Annotated in this window: 5 protein-coding genes, 3 rRNA genes and 2 pseudogenes; 7 read left to right on the plus strand and 3 right to left on the minus strand. The window is 65.2% G+C overall.

Annotated elements, in window-relative coordinates:
• Positions 1-18: 18 nt before the first annotated feature.
• From RPX00_RS24255 to RPX00_RS24265, 3 genes are read right to left on the minus strand one after another with little or no spacing between them, the layout of a single operon-like run.
• Positions 19-963, minus strand: a complete 945-nt coding sequence (locus RPX00_RS24255; protein ID WP_406628727.1) for an asparaginase — start codon at positions 961-963, stop codon at positions 19-21.
• Positions 960-2,396: an amino acid permease gene (locus RPX00_RS24260; RefSeq protein ID WP_406628728.1), complete on the minus strand. Its 1,437-nt coding sequence runs from the start codon at positions 2,394-2,396 to the stop codon at positions 960-962. Before RPX00_RS24260 ends, RPX00_RS24255 begins: the two co-directional genes overlap by 4 nt.
• Positions 2,393-3,070 (minus strand): FadR/GntR family transcriptional regulator, encoded by a 678-nt coding sequence (locus RPX00_RS24265; protein WP_406643064.1) that lies wholly within the window; start codon positions 3,068-3,070, stop codon positions 2,393-2,395. Before RPX00_RS24265 ends, RPX00_RS24260 begins: the two co-directional genes overlap by 4 nt.
• Before the next feature lie 405 nt (positions 3,071-3,475).
• Between RPX00_RS24265 and dnaE the strand changes: the two are divergent.
• The 7 genes and pseudogenes from dnaE (at position 3,476) to rrf (ending at position 16,722) form a co-directional block, all read left to right on the plus strand.
• Positions 3,476-7,065, plus strand: a pseudogene (dnaE, locus tag RPX00_RS24270) (DNA polymerase III subunit alpha).
• Positions 7,066-7,084: 19 nt separating this feature from the next.
• A pseudogene (locus RPX00_RS24275) lies at positions 7,085-8,532 on the plus strand (MFS transporter); the annotation flags it as partial.
• A gap of 527 nt (positions 8,533-9,059) precedes the next feature.
• The gene (locus RPX00_RS24280; RefSeq protein ID WP_406628729.1) at positions 9,060-9,869 is read left to right on the plus strand and encodes a MerR family transcriptional regulator; all 810 of its coding nucleotides are present in this window, start codon (positions 9,060-9,062) and stop codon (positions 9,867-9,869) included.
• A gap of 100 nt (positions 9,870-9,969) precedes the next feature.
• Positions 9,970-11,160 (plus strand): low temperature requirement protein A, encoded by a 1,191-nt coding sequence (locus RPX00_RS24285; protein WP_406628730.1) that lies wholly within the window; start codon positions 9,970-9,972, stop codon positions 11,158-11,160.
• 436 nt (positions 11,161-11,596) lie between these two features.
• A 16S ribosomal RNA gene (locus tag RPX00_RS24290) occupies positions 11,597-13,118 on the plus strand.
• A gap of 282 nt (positions 13,119-13,400) precedes the next feature.
• Positions 13,401-16,519 (plus strand): 23S ribosomal RNA (locus tag RPX00_RS24295).
• Between the two features lie 86 nt (positions 16,520-16,605).
• Positions 16,606-16,722 (plus strand): 5S ribosomal RNA (rrf, locus tag RPX00_RS24300).
• Together the 16S, 23S and 5S rRNA genes form the textbook arrangement of a ribosomal RNA operon.
• Positions 16,723-17,009 lie beyond the last annotated feature (287 nt).

Below are 17,009 nucleotides of genomic sequence, written 5' to 3' on the forward strand. Positions count from 1 at the left end.
AGGGGCTGGGTGCCTCGATTAGGCGGCTAGTGCGTCTGTTACCCGAAGTGCTGGGTCGCGGAAAGGGGCGAGTCGTTCTGGATCGACGCCTGCCCGTGCCAGTGCCGCTGCTAGTACTGCTGGCCTTGCTCGGTCGCCGCCATCCGCGATCTTCAACGCGACTGCGGTTCCATCCGGCAATGCCGCAAGCTGAACTGCCTCGAAACCGTCTTTCGCGATGAGTCCCGGTACCGCCTGCATCAGCCGGGTGACGTCGCGGCGGCTCCCCGCTACCAGGTCCGGGCGGGCGCGAATCCCGTTGGCCACCAACGCTTCCGGCGAACCGTCTGGCGCGGTGGCGATCCGTGAAGCAGCCCGCGCCAAACCCCGCAGGGAGAGCGCGAACAGGGGTGCGCCGCAGCCGTCCGTGGCTACTCGTGGCACGGGTTGTCCGGTTAGGTCCTCGACGGTTTCCCGGATCGCGCGCTGTAGCGGATGCGCCGGATCGAGGTAGCCCTCGACGTTCCAGCCCTGTTCCCGGCAGACGGCCAGCATCGCGGCGTGCTTGCCGGAGCAGTTGTGTGCGAGCCGTGACGGCTGCCGTCCATCGGCGATCCAGGCGTCTCGTTCGACCGGGTCGTACGGCAGGTCGGCGGGGTTGCCCAGGGTGGTTTCGGTGAAGTCGTAGGCCCTCAACACCGTGGCTGCCGCGTCCAGATGCCGTGGTTCGCCGGAGTGGCTGGCTGCGGCGATCGCGAAACCGGCCGGGTCCAGGCGCAGCCCGAGGCGGGCCATTGCGGTCGCCTGTAGTGGTTTCGCGGTCGAACGTGGGTACATCGCGACGTCCGGGTCGCCCGCTTCGAACAGCGTCGAACCGTCGGGGGCGAGCACGACGACCGAACCGTGGTGGACGCCCTCGACCATGCCGTCGCGCAGGAGGTGGACCAGGGGGACGTGCCGCGGTTCGCGTTCCTGCGGGGTCACGACGCCTCTGCCTTGTCGAACGCGCTCATGTCGATCCGCTTGCGCACCACGAACCAGCCGACGACCAGCGCGACGACGATCACCGGCAGCGCCAGCAGGGTGATCCGGCCGGTCTTGTCGAAGCCCATCAGCACGACGACCGCGGCGAGGAACACGAGCGTCGCGATTTCGGTGTAGGGCGAGAACGGCAGCCGGAAGTGCGGCCGCGTCACCTCGCCGCGTTTGGCCTTCCGCACGAACAGCAGGTGGCTCAGCACGATGATGGCCCAGGTGCCGAGGATGCCGACGGCGGCGAAGTTCAGCACGATCTCGAACGCGTCCTTCGGCACCACGTAGTTCAGCCCGACGCCGACGACGCACACCGACGACGTGAGCAGGATCCCGCCGTAGGGCACCTGGTTGCGGTTCATCACGCCGGTGAACTTCGGCGCGGACCCGGCCAGCGACATCGAGCGCAGGATGCGCCCGGTCGAGTACAGGCCCGAGTTGAGGCTCGACAGCGCGGCGGTCAGCACGACCAGGTTCATGATGCTGTCCGCGTAGGGCACGCCCAGCTTCGCCAGCACGGTCACGAACGGGCTCTGGTCGGCTGAGTAGGCGTCCCACGGCAGCAGCATCGCCAGCAGCACGACCGAACCGACGTAGAACAGCGCGATCCGCCACATGATCGAGTTGATCGCCTTGGGCACGACTGCCTTCGGGTTCTCCGTTTCGCCCGCCGCGACGCCGACCAGCTCGCACGAGGCGTAGGCGAACACGACGCCCTGCACGATCAGGATCATCGGCACGATGCCCGCCGGGAAGACGCCGCCGTGATCGGCGATCAGCTGCGGGCCGGGTGCGTGGCCGTCGATCGGATGCTGCGTCACCAGCAGGAAGATGCCGACGATCAGGAACAGCACCAGCGCGGCGACCTTGATGATCGAGAACCAGAACTCCATCTCGCCGAACAGCTTCACCGAGACGAGGTTCAGCGACAGCACGACCGCCAGCGCGATCAGCGCCAGCACCCACTGCGGGATCGGCGTGAAGAACGACCAGAAGTGCGCGTACAGCGCGATGGCGGTGATGTCCGCGATGCCGGTGGTCGACCAGTTGAGGAAGTGCATCCAGCCGGCGACGTACGCGCCCTTCTCGCCCATGAACTCGCGCGCGTAGGACACGAACGCGCCGGACGACGGCCGGTGCAGGATCAGCTCGCCGAGCGAGCGCACCACGAAGAACGCGAAGAGCCCGCACACCGCGTACACGATCGCGAGCGCCGGGCCGGCCTGTGCGAGCCGTCCGCCCGCGCCGAGGAACAGGCCGGTGCCGATCGCGCCGCCGATGGCGATCATGTTGATGTGCCGGGATTTCAGCGCCTTGCGGTATCCGGCGTCGCCCGCGTCGGCGGTGTCCGCCTCGGCAGTCGCGGGCAGGGTTTCTTCAGTCACGCGGTGGTTCCTGTTTCTGCTTCGCCGGCGCGGGCCGGCCGTACGATCGTGGTCAGGGTCTTCTCGACGTGATCGAGATGCTCGGTCATCGCGGCCGCGGCCGCATCTTCTTCTCGCTCGGTGATCGCCGTGACGATGCGCCGGTGCTCGACGTTCGACTGCGCGCGCCGTCCGCCGAGCTGGTTCAGGAACGCCGACTGCCGGGCCAGCGCGTCGCGGATCTCCTCGATCACCTTCGCGAACACCGGGTTTCCCGACGCCCGCGCGATCGTCACGTGGAACTGCGAATCGAGCGCCACCCACGCGGCGTCCCCGGTCTCGGCGTCCATCCGGTCGACGAGATCGGCGAGCCGGGCGAGCTGGTCCGCGTCGCGGCGGCGCGCGGCGTATCCGGCCACCGGGACCTCGACGTGCCTGCGCACCTCGACCAGGTCGCGGGCCGAGTAGTCGCCGAACGTAGGGTTCTGCGGCGGGCCGCTCGCGGTGACGAACGTGCCCCGCCCGGTGCGCGACACGGTGAGCCCGAGCGCCTGCAGCCCGCGCAGCGCCTCGCGCACCACGGAGCGGCTGACCTCGAACTCCCGGCTCAGCGCGGCCTCCGACGGCAGCTGGTCGCCGACCGCGTACTCGCCGCGCTCGATCGCGTCCCGCAGGTAGCCGAGCACGGCCTCCATCGCGCTGACGCGCCGGGGGAGCGGTCCGGCTGCCCGGCTGTCAGACAGGTTCACCCGACGGATCGTCGGGTCCGGCCCGGCCGCTGTCAAGCGAAGCCTCGGCCCCTTGCTCGGCGGCTGTGGGCTGGTTCACGCTCCTGGGTGACTCTCGGCGGACCGGCTCCCGGCGGCCCCGGTTTTGTCGGTGCCGGGTGCGACCGTGTCCGGGTACCTGAGGAGAGCACCGGTGATCACCACCGGGAACGCCTCCGGCCCCGGCGCCCGGCGCGTCGAGGCCGCGCCCCGGCCCTTCGCGAGAGAGGATCCAGGCGGAGCGCTCAGACCGCGGCGGACTAGGGTGGGCAGCCCGGGCCCGCCGCGTCGACCGGAGCCGGGAAGCCGTCTGCCTAGGGGAGGTTTTCGCTGGTGTCGAACGATTCTTTCGTCCACCTGCACGTCCACACCGAGTACTCCATGCTGGACGGTGCGGCGAAGATCGGACCCCTTTTCGCGGAGGCGGCCCGGTTGGGGATGCCCGCGGTGGGGATGACCGATCACGGGAACATGTACGGCGGCGACGAGTTTTATCAGACGTCGAAGAAGCACGGGATCAAGCCGATCATCGGGATCGAGGCGTACATCGCGCCGGAGTCGCGGTTTCACAAGAAGCCGGTGTTCTGGGGGCAGGCGTCGCAGCGGGGGTCGGACGAGTTCGGCGAGGGCGGCGACGTCTCGGGCGGCGGTGCGTATACGCACATGACGATGGTGGCGGGGAACGCGACGGGGTTGCGGAATCTGTTCAAGCTGTCGTCGCTGGCGTCGATCCAGGGCTATTACCGGAAGCCGCGGATGGACCGGGAGCTGATCGCGGAGAACGCGGAGGGGATCATCGCGACGACCGGCTGCCCGTCGGGCGAGGTGCAGACCCGCCTGCGGCTGGGGCAGCGGGAGGCGGCGATCCAGGCGGCCTCGGACTACAAGGACATCTTCGGCGCGGGGAATTTTTCCTGGAGCTGATGGACCACGGGCTCCCGATCGAGCGGTCGGTGCGCGAGGGTCTGCTGGAGATCGGGAAGCTGCTGGATCTGCCGCCGCTGGCGACGAACGATTCGCATTACGTGACGAAGGACCAGGCGGACACGCACTCGGCGTTGCTGTGCGTGCAGGCTGGGAAGACGCTGAACGATCCGACGCGGTTCAAGTTCGACGGGGACGGTTATTTCCTGAAGTCGGCGGACGAGATGCGGGAGTACTGGGACAAGGAGGTCCCGGGGGCGGCGGACAACACGCTGCTGGTCGCGGAGCGGGTCGAGTCGTATGAGGACGTGTACACGCACAAGGACCGGATGCCGGTCTTCGACGTCCCCGAAGGCCACACCGACGCTTCGTGGCTGCGCCACCAGGTGGCCGAGGGCCTCAAGTGGCGGTTCCCGGAGGGCATCCCGGACGGCTACGAGGAACGCTGCGACTACGAACTCGGCGTCATCGAGGGCAAGGGCTTCCCGTCCTACTTCCTGATCACCGCCGACCTCATCCAGCACGCGCGCGAGGTCGGCATCCTGGTCGGCCCCGGCCGTGGTTCCGCGGCGGGCGCGCTCGTCGCGTACGCGCTCGGCATCACGAACCTCGACCCGATCCCGCAGAAGCTGCTGTTCGAGCGGTTCCTGAACCCGGAGCGCATGTCGATGCCCGATATCGACATCGACTTCGACGACCGCCGCCGCGGCGAGATGATCCGGTACGCCACCGACAAGTACGGCGCGGACCGGGTCGCGCAGGTGATCACCTTCGGCACGATTAAGACCAAGGCGGCGATCAAGGACTCCGCCCGCGTGCACTTCGGCCAGCCGGGCTACTCGATCGCGGACCGGATCTCGAAGGCGCTGCCGCCGCCGATCATGGCGAAGGACATCCCGCTGTCGGGCATCGTCGACTCGAAGCACGAGCGCTACGCCGAGGCCGCCGAGGTCCGCACGCTGGTCGAGACCGACGAAGAGTGCAAGACGATCTTCGAGACCGCCCGCGGCCTCGAAGGCCTGATCCGCAACGCGGGCGTGCACGCCTGCGCGGTCATCATGTCGAGCGAGCCGCTCACCGACGCGATCCCGGTGTGGCAGCGCGACGACGGCTCGATCATCACCGGCTGGGACTATCCGTCGTGCGAGGCCATCGGCCTGCTGAAGATGGACTTCCTGGGCCTGCGCAACCTCACGGTCATCGGCGACGCCCTGGAGAACATCAAGGCCAACCGCGGCGAGGAGATCGACCTCGACCGCCTCGGCTTCGACGACCCCGAGGCGTACAAGCTCCTCGGCCGGGGCGACACGCTCGGCGTGTTCCAGCTCGACGGCGGCGCGATGCGCGACCTGCTGCGCCGCATGCTGCCGACCGGGTTCGAGGACATCATCGCGGTGCTCGCGCTGTACCGCCCCGGCCCGATGGGCATGAACGCGCACAACGACTACGCCGACCGCAAGAACAACCGGCAGCAGATCAAGCCCATCCACCCGCAGCTCGAGGAACCGCTGCGGGAGATCCTGTCCGAGACCTACGGCCTGATCGTCTACCAAGAGCAGATCATGCAGATCGCCCAGAAGGTCGCGGGCTACACGATGGGCCGAGCGGACACGCTCCGCCGCGCGATGGGCAAGAAGAAGAAGGAAGTCCTCGAGAAGGAGTACGAGGGCTTCGAAGAGGGCATGAAGTCCAGTCCCCTGGTCGAGGGCGGCTTCTCGCCGGAAGCGGTCAAGGCGCTGTGGGACACGATTCTCCCGTTCGCCGGGTACGCGTTCAACAAGTCGCACGCCGCCGCGTACGGCCTGATCGCGTACTGGACCGCCTACCTCAAGGCGAACTACACCGCGGAGTACATGGCCGCGCTGCTCACGTCGGTGGGTGACAACAAGGACAAGTCGGCGATCTACCTGTCGGAGTGCCGCCGGCTGGGGATCAAGGTGCTGCCGCCGGACGTGAACGAGTCGGCTCTGCGGTTCGCGGCCGTCGGGAACGACATCCGCTTCGGCATGGGCGCGGTCCGCAACGTGGGCGCGAACGTGGTGGAGTCGATCATCAAGACGCGCGAGGAGAAGGGGAAGTACTCCTCGTTCACCGATTTCCTCGACAAGTCGGAGCTGGTGGCCTGCAACAAGCGGGTGATCGAGTCGCTGATCAAGGCGGGCGCGTTCGATTCGATGGGCCACACGCGGCTGTCGATGATCCAGGTGCACGAGGACGCGGTGGAAGCCGTGGTCCCGCTCAAACGCCAGGAGGCGATGGGCCAGTTCGACCTGTTCGGCTCGTTCGGAGCCGAAGACGGCGACGCGGCCGAGGCGGCCCCGTCGTCCTCGCCGCTCGCGCACCTCAAATTCGGCGAGGAGGAGTACCCGCGCAAGCAGCTCCTCGCGTACGAACGCGAGATGCTGGGCCTGTACGTGTCGGCGCACCCGCTCGACGGGGCCGAGCGCATCCTGCGCAAACACGCGCCGAAGCCGATCGCGGCGCTGCTCGCCGACCCGCCGAAGGAGGGCGAGGTCGTCATCTCCGGCCTGCTCACCTCGCTCGAACGCCGGGTCAACAAGAAGGGCGAGCCCTGGGCGATCTGCACCGTCGAGGACATGGACGCGTCGCTCGAGGTGCTGTTCTTCGCCAAGGCGTACTCGATGTTCGCCGCGGACCTGGTCGAGGACAACGCGGTGCTGGTGAAGGGCCGGGTCAACTGGCGCGAGGACAAGATGTCGGTGTTCGGCGGCGGGCTCGTGCCGCTGGACCTCTCCGAGATCGGCAACGGCGACGAGGAACCGCCGCTGGTGCTGCTGGCCGCCGCCGAGAAGATCGACCAGTCCGTGGTCAGCGAGCTGAAGTCGACACTGCTCGCGCACAAGGGCGAAACGCCGGTGCACCTCAAGCTCGTCGGCAAGAACCAGACGGTCTTCGCGCTTTACGATTACCCGGTGAAGGTCAGTTCGATGCTCATCGGCGAGCTGAAGGGCATCCCCGGGATCACCGCCAACACCTGATGACCGGGGCGGAGCCGGACCCCGCCGCTGGCGGGCGCTCGCGGTCACCCTTGCCGCAGGCTTCATGACGTTGCTGGACGTCAGCATCGTCAACACGGCTCTGCCCTCGATCCAGCGCGACCTCAGCACCGGCGCGGGCACCATCCAGTGGGTGGTCTCGGGCTACGCGCTCGCCTTCGGCCTGGTGCTGGTCACCGGCGGCAGGCTCGGCGACGCGCTGGGCCGCCGCCGGATGTTCCTGATCGCGCTGGCCGCGTTCGTCGCGACGAGCGCGCTCGCCGGCGCGGCCCCCGACCCGGCGACGCTGGTCGCCGCCCGGCTCGCCCAGGGCTGTGCCGCGGGCATGCTGACGCCGCAGAACAGCGGCCTGATCCAGGACCTGTTCCGCGGTGCCGAGCGCGGCCGGGCGTTCGGCATGTTCGGCGCGGTCGTCGGCGTCTCCACCGCGGTCGGGCCGGTGCTCGGCGGCGTGATCCTGGCGGTGTTCGGGGATCCGGACGGCTGGCGGTGGGTGTTCTACGTGAACGTGCCGATCGGCGCGGTCGCGTTCGTGCTCGCGATGAAGCTGCTGCCGCGCACGGACCGGCGAAAACTCCGGCTGCGCACGGAAATCGACTTCGCCGGGATCGTGTTGCTGGCCGTGGCGGTGCTCGGCGTGCTGCTGCCGCTCGTGCAATCCGAGCGGGGCGGGCTCGGCCGGCTCTGGTGGCTGTTCGGGGTCGCGGTCGTCTTCGGCGCGGCCTTCGTGTGGTGGGAGCGGCGCGTCGTGCGCCGGAACCGCTCGCCGCTGCTGGACATCCGGCTCTTCACCGGCACTCCCGGCTACGCCAGCGGCGCGGCGGTCGGGGCGCTGTACTTCTGCGGGTTCGCCGGGATCTGGCTGGTGTTCGCGCTCTTCTTCCAGCAGGGGCTCGGATACACGCCGCTGCAGTCGGGCTTGGCGGTCACGCCGTTCGCGCTGAGTTCGGCCGTGACCGCGGCGGTCGCCGGACGGCTGGTGGCCCGGTTCGGCCGGAGGCTGACCGTCGCCGGGCTGAGCATCGTCGCGCTGTCGCTGCTGTCCGTGGGAGTGGTCGTGCAGCTGGTGCCGCCCTCGGCCGCCGGGTTCGCGGTGGCCGGTCCGCTGCTCATCGGCGGCATCGGCGGCGGGATGGTGATCTCCCCGAACACGACGCTCACCCTCGAATGCGTGCCGAACCGGCTGGCCGGCGTCGCCGGGGAGCGCTGCAGACCGGCCAGCGGATCGGCACCGCGATCGGCACGGCGGTGCTGGCGTCGGTGTTCGAATCGGTGGTCGTGACCTCCGGGCACCAGACCGCGCTCACCGCGGCGATGTGCTGCGCGGCCGGCCTCACCCTGGTCGCGCTCGCTTTCGCGACCCTGGAGCTGCGGGCCCGCAGACGGCGTGCCACCCTGACGGAGGACGCGCAAGCGGCGCAGTCCGCAGCGAATATTCACCGAACGTGACCTGGCAACTCTTATGTTCGCCGTTCAGTGAGCTACTTACCGCCACCAGGTGATACTCCATCCGGGTGACAGGTGACCTTTGGCTCTAGTGCTACTCAGAGCAACCGAGTAGACCTTATGGAGCCTTCAGAACGCCACTTTGGCTACCTACAGTGGCAATTCGCTCGATCGACCGGGGATGGGTCGATCGGCCGAACGGCTCGGGAGTCCGAAGTTCCGGGGAATGGACACCCGCAGTCGCATCCCGGTACGAAATTCGTCGGCGTCCGCGGGGGACCGTACGGCGAATCGCCGGGGCACTGCCCGGAGTGGCAGGCCGAGTGCGCGCGAAGGCAACGGGGCGGGCCCGGGCGAGGGGGAACCGGGCCCGCCCGTCTTTCTCTTCCCGGCTCGGCGCGTTCCGGACCACGCACCCGCCCGGCCTTCCCCTCGGGTTCGCGCGGCTCCGGTCACGTCGGAAATGCCGTTCTTGACCTTCCCCTTGGGTCCGGCCCCACGCTCAGGGTGTTCCGAACGAGGGAGAACCCATGACGGACCTGCTGACCATCGGCGCGTTCGCGCGCCTGGCCCGCCTTTCGCCCAAAGCGCTGCGGCTGTACGACGAGACGAACCTGCTCCCGCCCGCCCGCGTCGACCCGGACACCGGCTACCGCTGGTACTCGCCGGATCAGCTCGGCCGCGCCCGGCACGTCGTCCAGCTGCGCGGGCTCGGGATGCCGCTGCCGCGGATCCGGACCGTCCTCGACCTGCCGCCGGACGCCGCGGCGGCCGAGGTCCGCGCGTTCTGGGACGAGCAGGAGCGGGCGTGGCACGCGAAGCGGGAACTCGCCGGGTTCTTCCTCGACCAGCTGGAAGGGAAGGAAACCCCGATGTACGACGTGTCCGTCCGCGAAATGCCCGCCCGCACGCTGCTCACCGCCTCCGAGCACCTGACCGCCGACCGGATCGGCGAGTTCGCCGCCCCGCTGTTCGCGTTCTTCGGCGGCCCCTCGGTCCCGCGCCCGGAAGGCGAGGCCGGTCGCCCGTTCCTCCGCTATCACGGCGAAATCAGCAATGACAGCGACGGCCTGGTCGAATTCTGCTGCCCGATCGACCCGGAAGGCGGGGAAATCGCTTTCCCGGAGATGACGCTCAGCACCGACGAGGCGGGTCGCGAGGCATACGTCACCGTGCCGAAGGCGAACATGATGACCGCGCTCGGTGCCGAGTCTCTGCACCGATGGCTGGCCGACCACGATGCGCAGGCGGACTGGAAGCCGAGCCAGATCTTCCTGCGCGACCCCGGCGCGGCCAGCCCGGAGGACCCGGTCTTCGAACTGGCGGTCCGGCTGCGCTGAGGCGTCCGGTTTCACCCGTTCCGGCTGGTCGGGATGTCGCGCTCGCGTACGGCGGTCGATCATGTTGGGATGGCCGCGTTCTGCGAAGAGGGGAGCGCACATGGCCCACGAGTCCTTGCCGGGCAGCCGGATCCGGGTGTGGTACCGGCCGATGCGAGCACGCGACACCAACGAGGGACACCGCGCGTCGACGCCGCTGGAGCTGCTGTTCGACCTGTGTTTCGTGGTCGCTGTCGGACAGGCCGCCGCGCAGCTGCACCACGCGCTTTCCGAAGGCCACATCGGGCACGGGGTGCTCAGCTTCGCGATGGTGTTCTTCGCGATCTGGTGGGGCTGGCTGAACTTCAGCTGGTTCGCGTCGGCGTTCGACACCGACGACGTGCCGTACCGGCTCGCCACCCTGGTCCAGATCGCCGGCGGCCTGACCGTCGCGGCCGGAGTGGACAAAGCCTTCGAGGGCGACTTCACGATCGTGGTCATCGGATACGTCCTGATGCGGCTCGCGGCGGTCGCGCAGTGGATCCGCGCGGCCAGGCAGTCACCCGAACTGCGCACGACGGCGTACCGCTACGCGGCAGGCGTCACGTTCTGCCAGATCCTGTGGATCGCCCGGCTCGCGCTTCCGGAGACCGCGGGGTTCGTCGGCTTCTTCGTCATCCTGGTCCTGGAACTCGCGGTGCCGGTGATGGCGGAGGCGCGCGACACCACGCCGTGGCATTCGCACCACATCGCCGAGCGGTACGGGCTCTTCACACTGATCGTGCTCGGCGAAACCGTCCTCAGCGCCACGAACGCGGTGAAGGAGGGCATCGCGGAGGGCGAGCACACCGGTGATCTGGTGTCGCTGGCCGCCGCGGGCCTGGTCCTGGTGTTCTCGATGTGGTGGCTGTACTTCGACCAGCCCGGGCACGCCCGGCTCGAACGCGGCAACTCGCGGTGGACCTCGTTGAGCTGGGGATACGGGCACTATCTGATCTTCGGCTCGGCCGCGGCGGTGGGTGCCGGGCTGGAACTGGCGGTCGACTTCGACAGCGGGAAGGCGCACGTCGGCGGAATCGCGACCGCGCTGGCCGTGACGATCCCGGTCGCGGTGTTCATGCTCAGCGTGTGGCTGCTGCACATCGGCCCGACGAACGAATGCCGCCCGATCGCGATCGGCTTCCCCGCCGCCGCGGTCCTCGTGCTGGCGGCGTCCTTCGGCCCGGCCCCGATCCACGTGACGGCGGTCCTCGCGGCGGTGCTCGTCGCGGTCACGGTGATCGCGACGCACGGGGAGCGCGAGCCGGGCTGACCGCCGGGCGGTCGCCGGCTCGTCGGATCGACGCAGGTCAGCGGCTTGGCGCGAAAAAGGGACCCCCTGTTCGGGGGCTGTTCCGGGCCGTGTAATGTTCTCTTCGTCGCCAGGGAGACCGGGCGGCCGCCGGGAACACGAACCAAGCTCCCACAGTAGTGGTAGAGTGGGTGGTCCCAAACCTCCGGAGCTGAACCAGCCCCCGACGAAGCCTCGAGCTTCCCAGGGTGTAGAGTTGGACTCCGGAAAAACAAAAGCTTGAAATAACGCATCGAGCTTGGCCTGGGTGATTCCGGGGCTGGTTCGGGGTGTGTTGCTTGAGAACTCAACAGTGTGCTAGTGAACTAAGCCAGTAGAGCTTATATATGAAACCCCCTCGTCGGGGTTTCCTTTGAGAATGATTGATTGAGAGTAGTCTCGATCGAACTTGAAGACATTGTTGGAGAGTTTGATCCTGGCTCAGGACGAACGCTGGCGGCGTGCTTAACACATGCAAGTCGAACGCTGAACCGGTTTCGGCCGGGGATGAGTGGCGAACGGGTGAGTAACACGTGGGTAATCTGCCCTGCACTCTGGGATAAGCCTTGGAAACGGGGTCTAATACCGGATATCACTACTCTTGCGCATGGAGGGGTGGTTGAAAGTTCTGGCGGTGCAGGATGAACCCGCGGCCTATCAGCTTGTTGGTGGGGTAATGGCCTACCAAGGCGACGACGGGTAGCCGGCCTGAGAGGGTGACCGGCCACACTGGGACTGAGACACGGCCCAGACTCCTACGGGAGGCAGCAGTGGGGAATATTGCACAATGGGCGCAAGCCTGATGCAGCGACGCCGCGTGAGGGATGACGGCCTTCGGGTTGTAAACCTCTTTCGCCAGGGACGAAGCGAGAGTGACGGTACCTGGATAAGAAGCACCGGCTAACTACGTGCCAGCAGCCGCGGTAATACGTAGGGTGCGAGCGTTGTCCGGAATTATTGGGCGTAAAGAGCTCGTAGGCGGTTTGTCGCGTCGGCCGTGAAATCTCCACGCTTAACGTGGAGCGTGCGGTCGATACGGGCAGACTTGAGTTCGGCAGGGGAGACTGGAATTCCTGGTGTAGCGGTGAAATGCGCAGATATCAGGAGGAACACCGGTGGCGAAGGCGGGTCTCTGGGCCGATACTGACGCTGAGGAGCGAAAGCGTGGGGAGCGAACAGGATTAGATACCCTGGTAGTCCACGCTGTAAACGTTGGGCGCTAGGTGTGGGCGACATTCCACGTTGTCCGTGCCGTAGCTAACGCATTAAGCGCCCCGCCTGGGGAGTACGGCCGCAAGGCTAAAACTCAAAGGAATTGACGGGGGCCCGCACAAGCGGCGGAGCATGTGGATTAATTCGATGCAACGCGAAGAACCTTACCTGGGCTTGACATGCGCCAGACATCCCCAGAGATGGGGCTTCCCTTGTGGTTGGTGTACAGGTGGTGCATGGCTGTCGTCAGCTCGTGTCGTGAGATGTTGGGTTAAGTCCCGCAACGAGCGCAACCCTTATCCTACGTTGCCAGCGCGTCATGGCGGGGACTCGTGGGAGACTGCCGGGGTCAACTCGGAGGAAGGTGGGGATGACGTCAAGTCATCATGCCCCTTATGTCCAGGGCTTCACACATGCTACAATGGCTGGTACAGAGGGCTGCGATACCGCGAGGTGGAGCGAATCCCTTAAAGCCGGTCTCAGTTCGGATCGCAGTCTGCAACTCGACTGCGTGAAGTCGGAGTCGCTAGTAATCGCAGATCAGCAACGCTGCGGTGAATACGTTCCCGGGCCTTGTACACACCGCCCGTCACGTCATGAAAGTCGGTAACACCCGAAGCCCATGGCCCAACCCGCAAGGGAGGGAGTGGTCGAAGGTGGGACTGGCGATTGGGACGAAGTCGTAACAAGGTAGCCGTACCGGAAGGTGCGGCTGGATCACCTCCTTTCTAAGGAGCACAACACATCCTGGCCACGGCCGGGAGTGGCCCGTGCTTAGGCCTCGAATGCAGGCCTGTTCGGGTTGCTCAAGGAATTGTGGAACTACTGGTTAAGGCTTGTTCCGGTGGGCAATGCCCGCGGTAGTACTGACTCGCTTCGGCGGTCGTGGAACCCGTGGCCGGCGTCCGGGGGACAGGTTGTTCGCTCAGCACGCTGTTGGGTCCTGAGGCAACACACGTTGTTTCTGGTGTGGTGTTTGAGAACTGTAGAGTGGATGCGAGCATCTTTGTGGTCAAGTTGTTAAGGGCACATGGTGGATGTCTTGGCTTCAGGAGCCGATGAAGGACGTGGGAGGCTGCGATATGCCTCGGGGAGCTGTCAACCGAGCTGTGATCCGAGGATTTCCGAATGGGGAAACCCAGCACCAGTGATGTGGTGTTACCCGCCGGTGAATATATAGCCGGCGTGGAGGGAACGCGGGGAAGTGAAACATCTCAGTACCCGCAGGAAGAGAAAACAACAGTGATTCCGTGAGTAGTGGCGAGCGAAAGCGGAAGAGGCTAAACCGATTGCATGTGATACCTGTCAGGGGTTGTGTGGTCGGGGTTGTGGGACCTGTCTTCTCAGAGCTGACACTCTGGGCGTGATGCGGCATGGTTAGCGGAACCGCTTGGGACGGCGGGCCGGAGCGGGTGAGAGCCCCTTACGCGAAAACTGTGTTTGTGTTGTGTGACGGTGTTCCCGAGTAGCAGCGAGCTCGTGGAATTTGCTGTGAATCTGCCGGGACCACCCGGTAAGCCTAAATACTTCCTGGAGACCGATAGCGGACGAGTACCGTGAGGGAAAGATGAAAAGTACCCCGGGAGGGGAGTGAAAGAGTACCTGAAACCGTGTGCCTACAAGCCGTCAGAGCGTTTCGACGTGATGGCGTGCCTTTTGAAGAATGAGCCTGCGAGTTAGTGCTGCGTGGCGAGGTTAACCCGGGTGGGGTAGCCGTAGCGAAAGCGAGTCTGAAGAGGGCGATTGAGTCGCGTGGTCTAGACCCGAAGCGGAGTGATCTACCCATGGCCAGGGTGAAGCGACGGTAAGACGTCGTGGAGGCCCGAACCCACTTAGGTTGAAAACTGAGGGGATGAGCTGTGGGTAGGGGTGAAAGGCCAATCAAACTCCGTGATAGCTGGTTCTCCCCGAAATGCATTTAGGTGCAGCGTCGCGTGTTTCTTGCCGGGGGTAGAGCTACTGGATGGTCTAGGGGCCTTACCGGGTTACCGAAATCAACCAAACTCCGAATACCGGTTAGTGAGAGCGCGGCAGTGAGACGGCGGGGGATAAGCTTCGTCGTCGAGAGGGAAACAGCCCAGAACACCAGCTAAGGCCCCTAAGTGTGTGCTCAGTGGGAAAGGATGTGGGATTGCCCAGACAACCAGGAGGTTGGCTTAGAAGCAGCCACCCTTGAAAGAGTGCGTAATAGCTCACTGGTCAAGTGGTCCTGCGCCGACAATGTAGCGGGGCTTAAGCACACCGCCGAAGCTGTGTCATTCATGCAATAGATCGGTGATTCCTTCGGGGGTCATCCAGTCGCATGGATGGGTAGGGGAGCGTCCTGCATCCAGGGAAGCGGCCGCGGAAGCGAGTCGTGGAGGGTGCGGGAGTGAGAATGCAGGCATGAGTAGCGAATGCAGAGTGAGAAACTCTGCCGCCGGATGACCAAGGGTTCCTGGGCCAGGCTAATCCGCCCAGGGTAAGTCGGGACCTAAGGCGAGGCCGACAGGCGTAGTCGATGGACAACGGGTTGATATTCCCGTACCCGAGCATGTGCGCCCATGGCGAGGCGGTTGACACTAACCACCCGAAGCCACTCGTGAAGCCTTCGGGCGGATCGGGTGTGTGGAGCGTGGGACCTGATTCCGTAGTAGTCAAGCGATGGGGTGACGCAGGAAGGTAGCTCCGCCAGGCGATGGTTGTCCTGGTGCAAGCGCGTAGGCCGGAACATAGGCAAATCCGTGTTCCACGTAGGCTGAGACGTGATGCGTAGCCGTTTGAGGCGAAGCGGGTGATCCTATGCTGTCGAGAAAAGCCTCTAGTGAGTGCATGCACGGCCCGTACCCCAAACCAACACAGGTGGTCAGGTAGAGAATACCAAGGCGATCGGGTGAACTGTGGTTAAGGAACTCGGCAAAATGCCCCCGTAACTTCGGGAGAAGGGGGGCCAAGCACCGTGAAGCTTCACGCAAGTGGAGCGGTGGTTGGCCGCAGAGACCAGCGGAAAGCGACTGTTTACTAAAAACACAGGTCCATGCGAAGTCGCAAGACGATGTATATGGACTGACGCCTGCCCGGTGCTGGAACGTTAAGAGGACCGGTTAACTCACTTTGTGGGTGAAGCTGAGAATTTAAGCGCCAGTAAACGGCGGTGGTAACTATAACCATCCTAAGGTAGCGAAATTCCTTGTCGGGTAAGTTCCGACCTGCACGAATGGCGTAACGACTTTCCGGCTGTCTCGACCACAGGCCCGGCGAAATTGCATTACGAGTAAAGATGCTCGTTACGCGCGGCAGGACGGAAAGACCCCGGGACCTTTACTATAGTTTGGTATTGGTTTTCGGTTCGGCTTGTGTAGGATAGGTGGGAGACTGTGAAGCTCGGACGCTAGTTCGGGTGGAGTCGTTGTTGAAATACCACTCTGGTCGGATTGGGAATCTGAACCTCGGACCATGATCTGGTTCAGGGACAGTGCCTGATGGGTAGTTTAACTGGGGCGGTTGCCTCCTAAAGGGTAACGGAGGCGCCCAAAGGTTCCCTCAGCCTGGTTGGCAATCAGGTGTCGAGTGCAAGTGCACAAGGGAGCTTGACTGTGAGACAGACATGTCGAGCAGGGACGAAAGTCGGGACTAGTGATCCGGCACCTCCTGGTGGAAGGGGTGTCGCTCAACGGATAAAAGGTACCCCGGGGATAACAGGCTGATCTTGCCCAAGAGTCCATATCGACGGCATGGTTTGGCACCTCGATGTCGGCTCGTCGCATCCTGGGGCCGGAGTAGGTCCCAAGGGTTGGGCTGTTCGCCCATTAAAGCGGCACGCGAGCTGGGTTTAGAACGTCGTGAGACAGTTCGGTCCCTATCCGCCGCGCGCGCAGGATACTTGAGGAAGGCTGTCCCTAGTACGAGAGGACCGGGACGGACGGACCTCTGGTGTGCCAGTTGTCACGCCAGTGGCATGGCTGGTTGGCTATGTTCGGAAGGGATAACCGCTGAAGGCATCTAAGCGGGAAGCCTGTTCCAAGATGAGGTATCCCACCCCTTTGTGGGTTAAGGCCCCCAAGAGACGATTGGGTTGATAGGCCAGAAATGGAAGCACAGTAATGTGTTGTCGAGTTGACTGGTACTAATAGGCCGAGGACTTGCCCACGAAGATGTTACGCATCCACTCTACGGTTCTGAAACACCACACCGGCTGTCACGACAAGTGACGGGGTGTGTGTTGTTTCGGAGTGTTTCGGTGGTTTTAGCGTCAGGGAAACGCCCGGTCCCATTCCGAACCCGGAAGCTAAGCCTGACTGCGCCGATGGTACTGCAACCGAAGGGTTGTGGGAGAGTAGGACACCGCCGAACTCAACATGGAAAGTCTGGGCCCCGGTCTGAGAACCCGCTGGTTCTCCCGGGGCTCAGACTCATTTCCAGGCCCGGAGCCCCTTTGTCGGGGTTCCGGGCCTTTTGCATGAGGGATGCGAAGGCGCTGTGAGCGATGCAGCGGCAGCCGCGGGGTAACGCCTTAACCGGCACCGACTCCTGAACCGTCTGCAGCACACAGCGAGTGGAGACACGAAGACAGCGAGAAGACTCGCTGCGAAGAAACACAGCCAGCATCGCCGGCCGCAGCGAACAGTCGCTCGGGTCAT

It is taken from the genome of Amycolatopsis sp. WGS_07, assembly GCF_045278895.1.
Lineage (GTDB): Bacteria > Actinomycetota > Actinomycetes > Mycobacteriales > Pseudonocardiaceae > Amycolatopsis.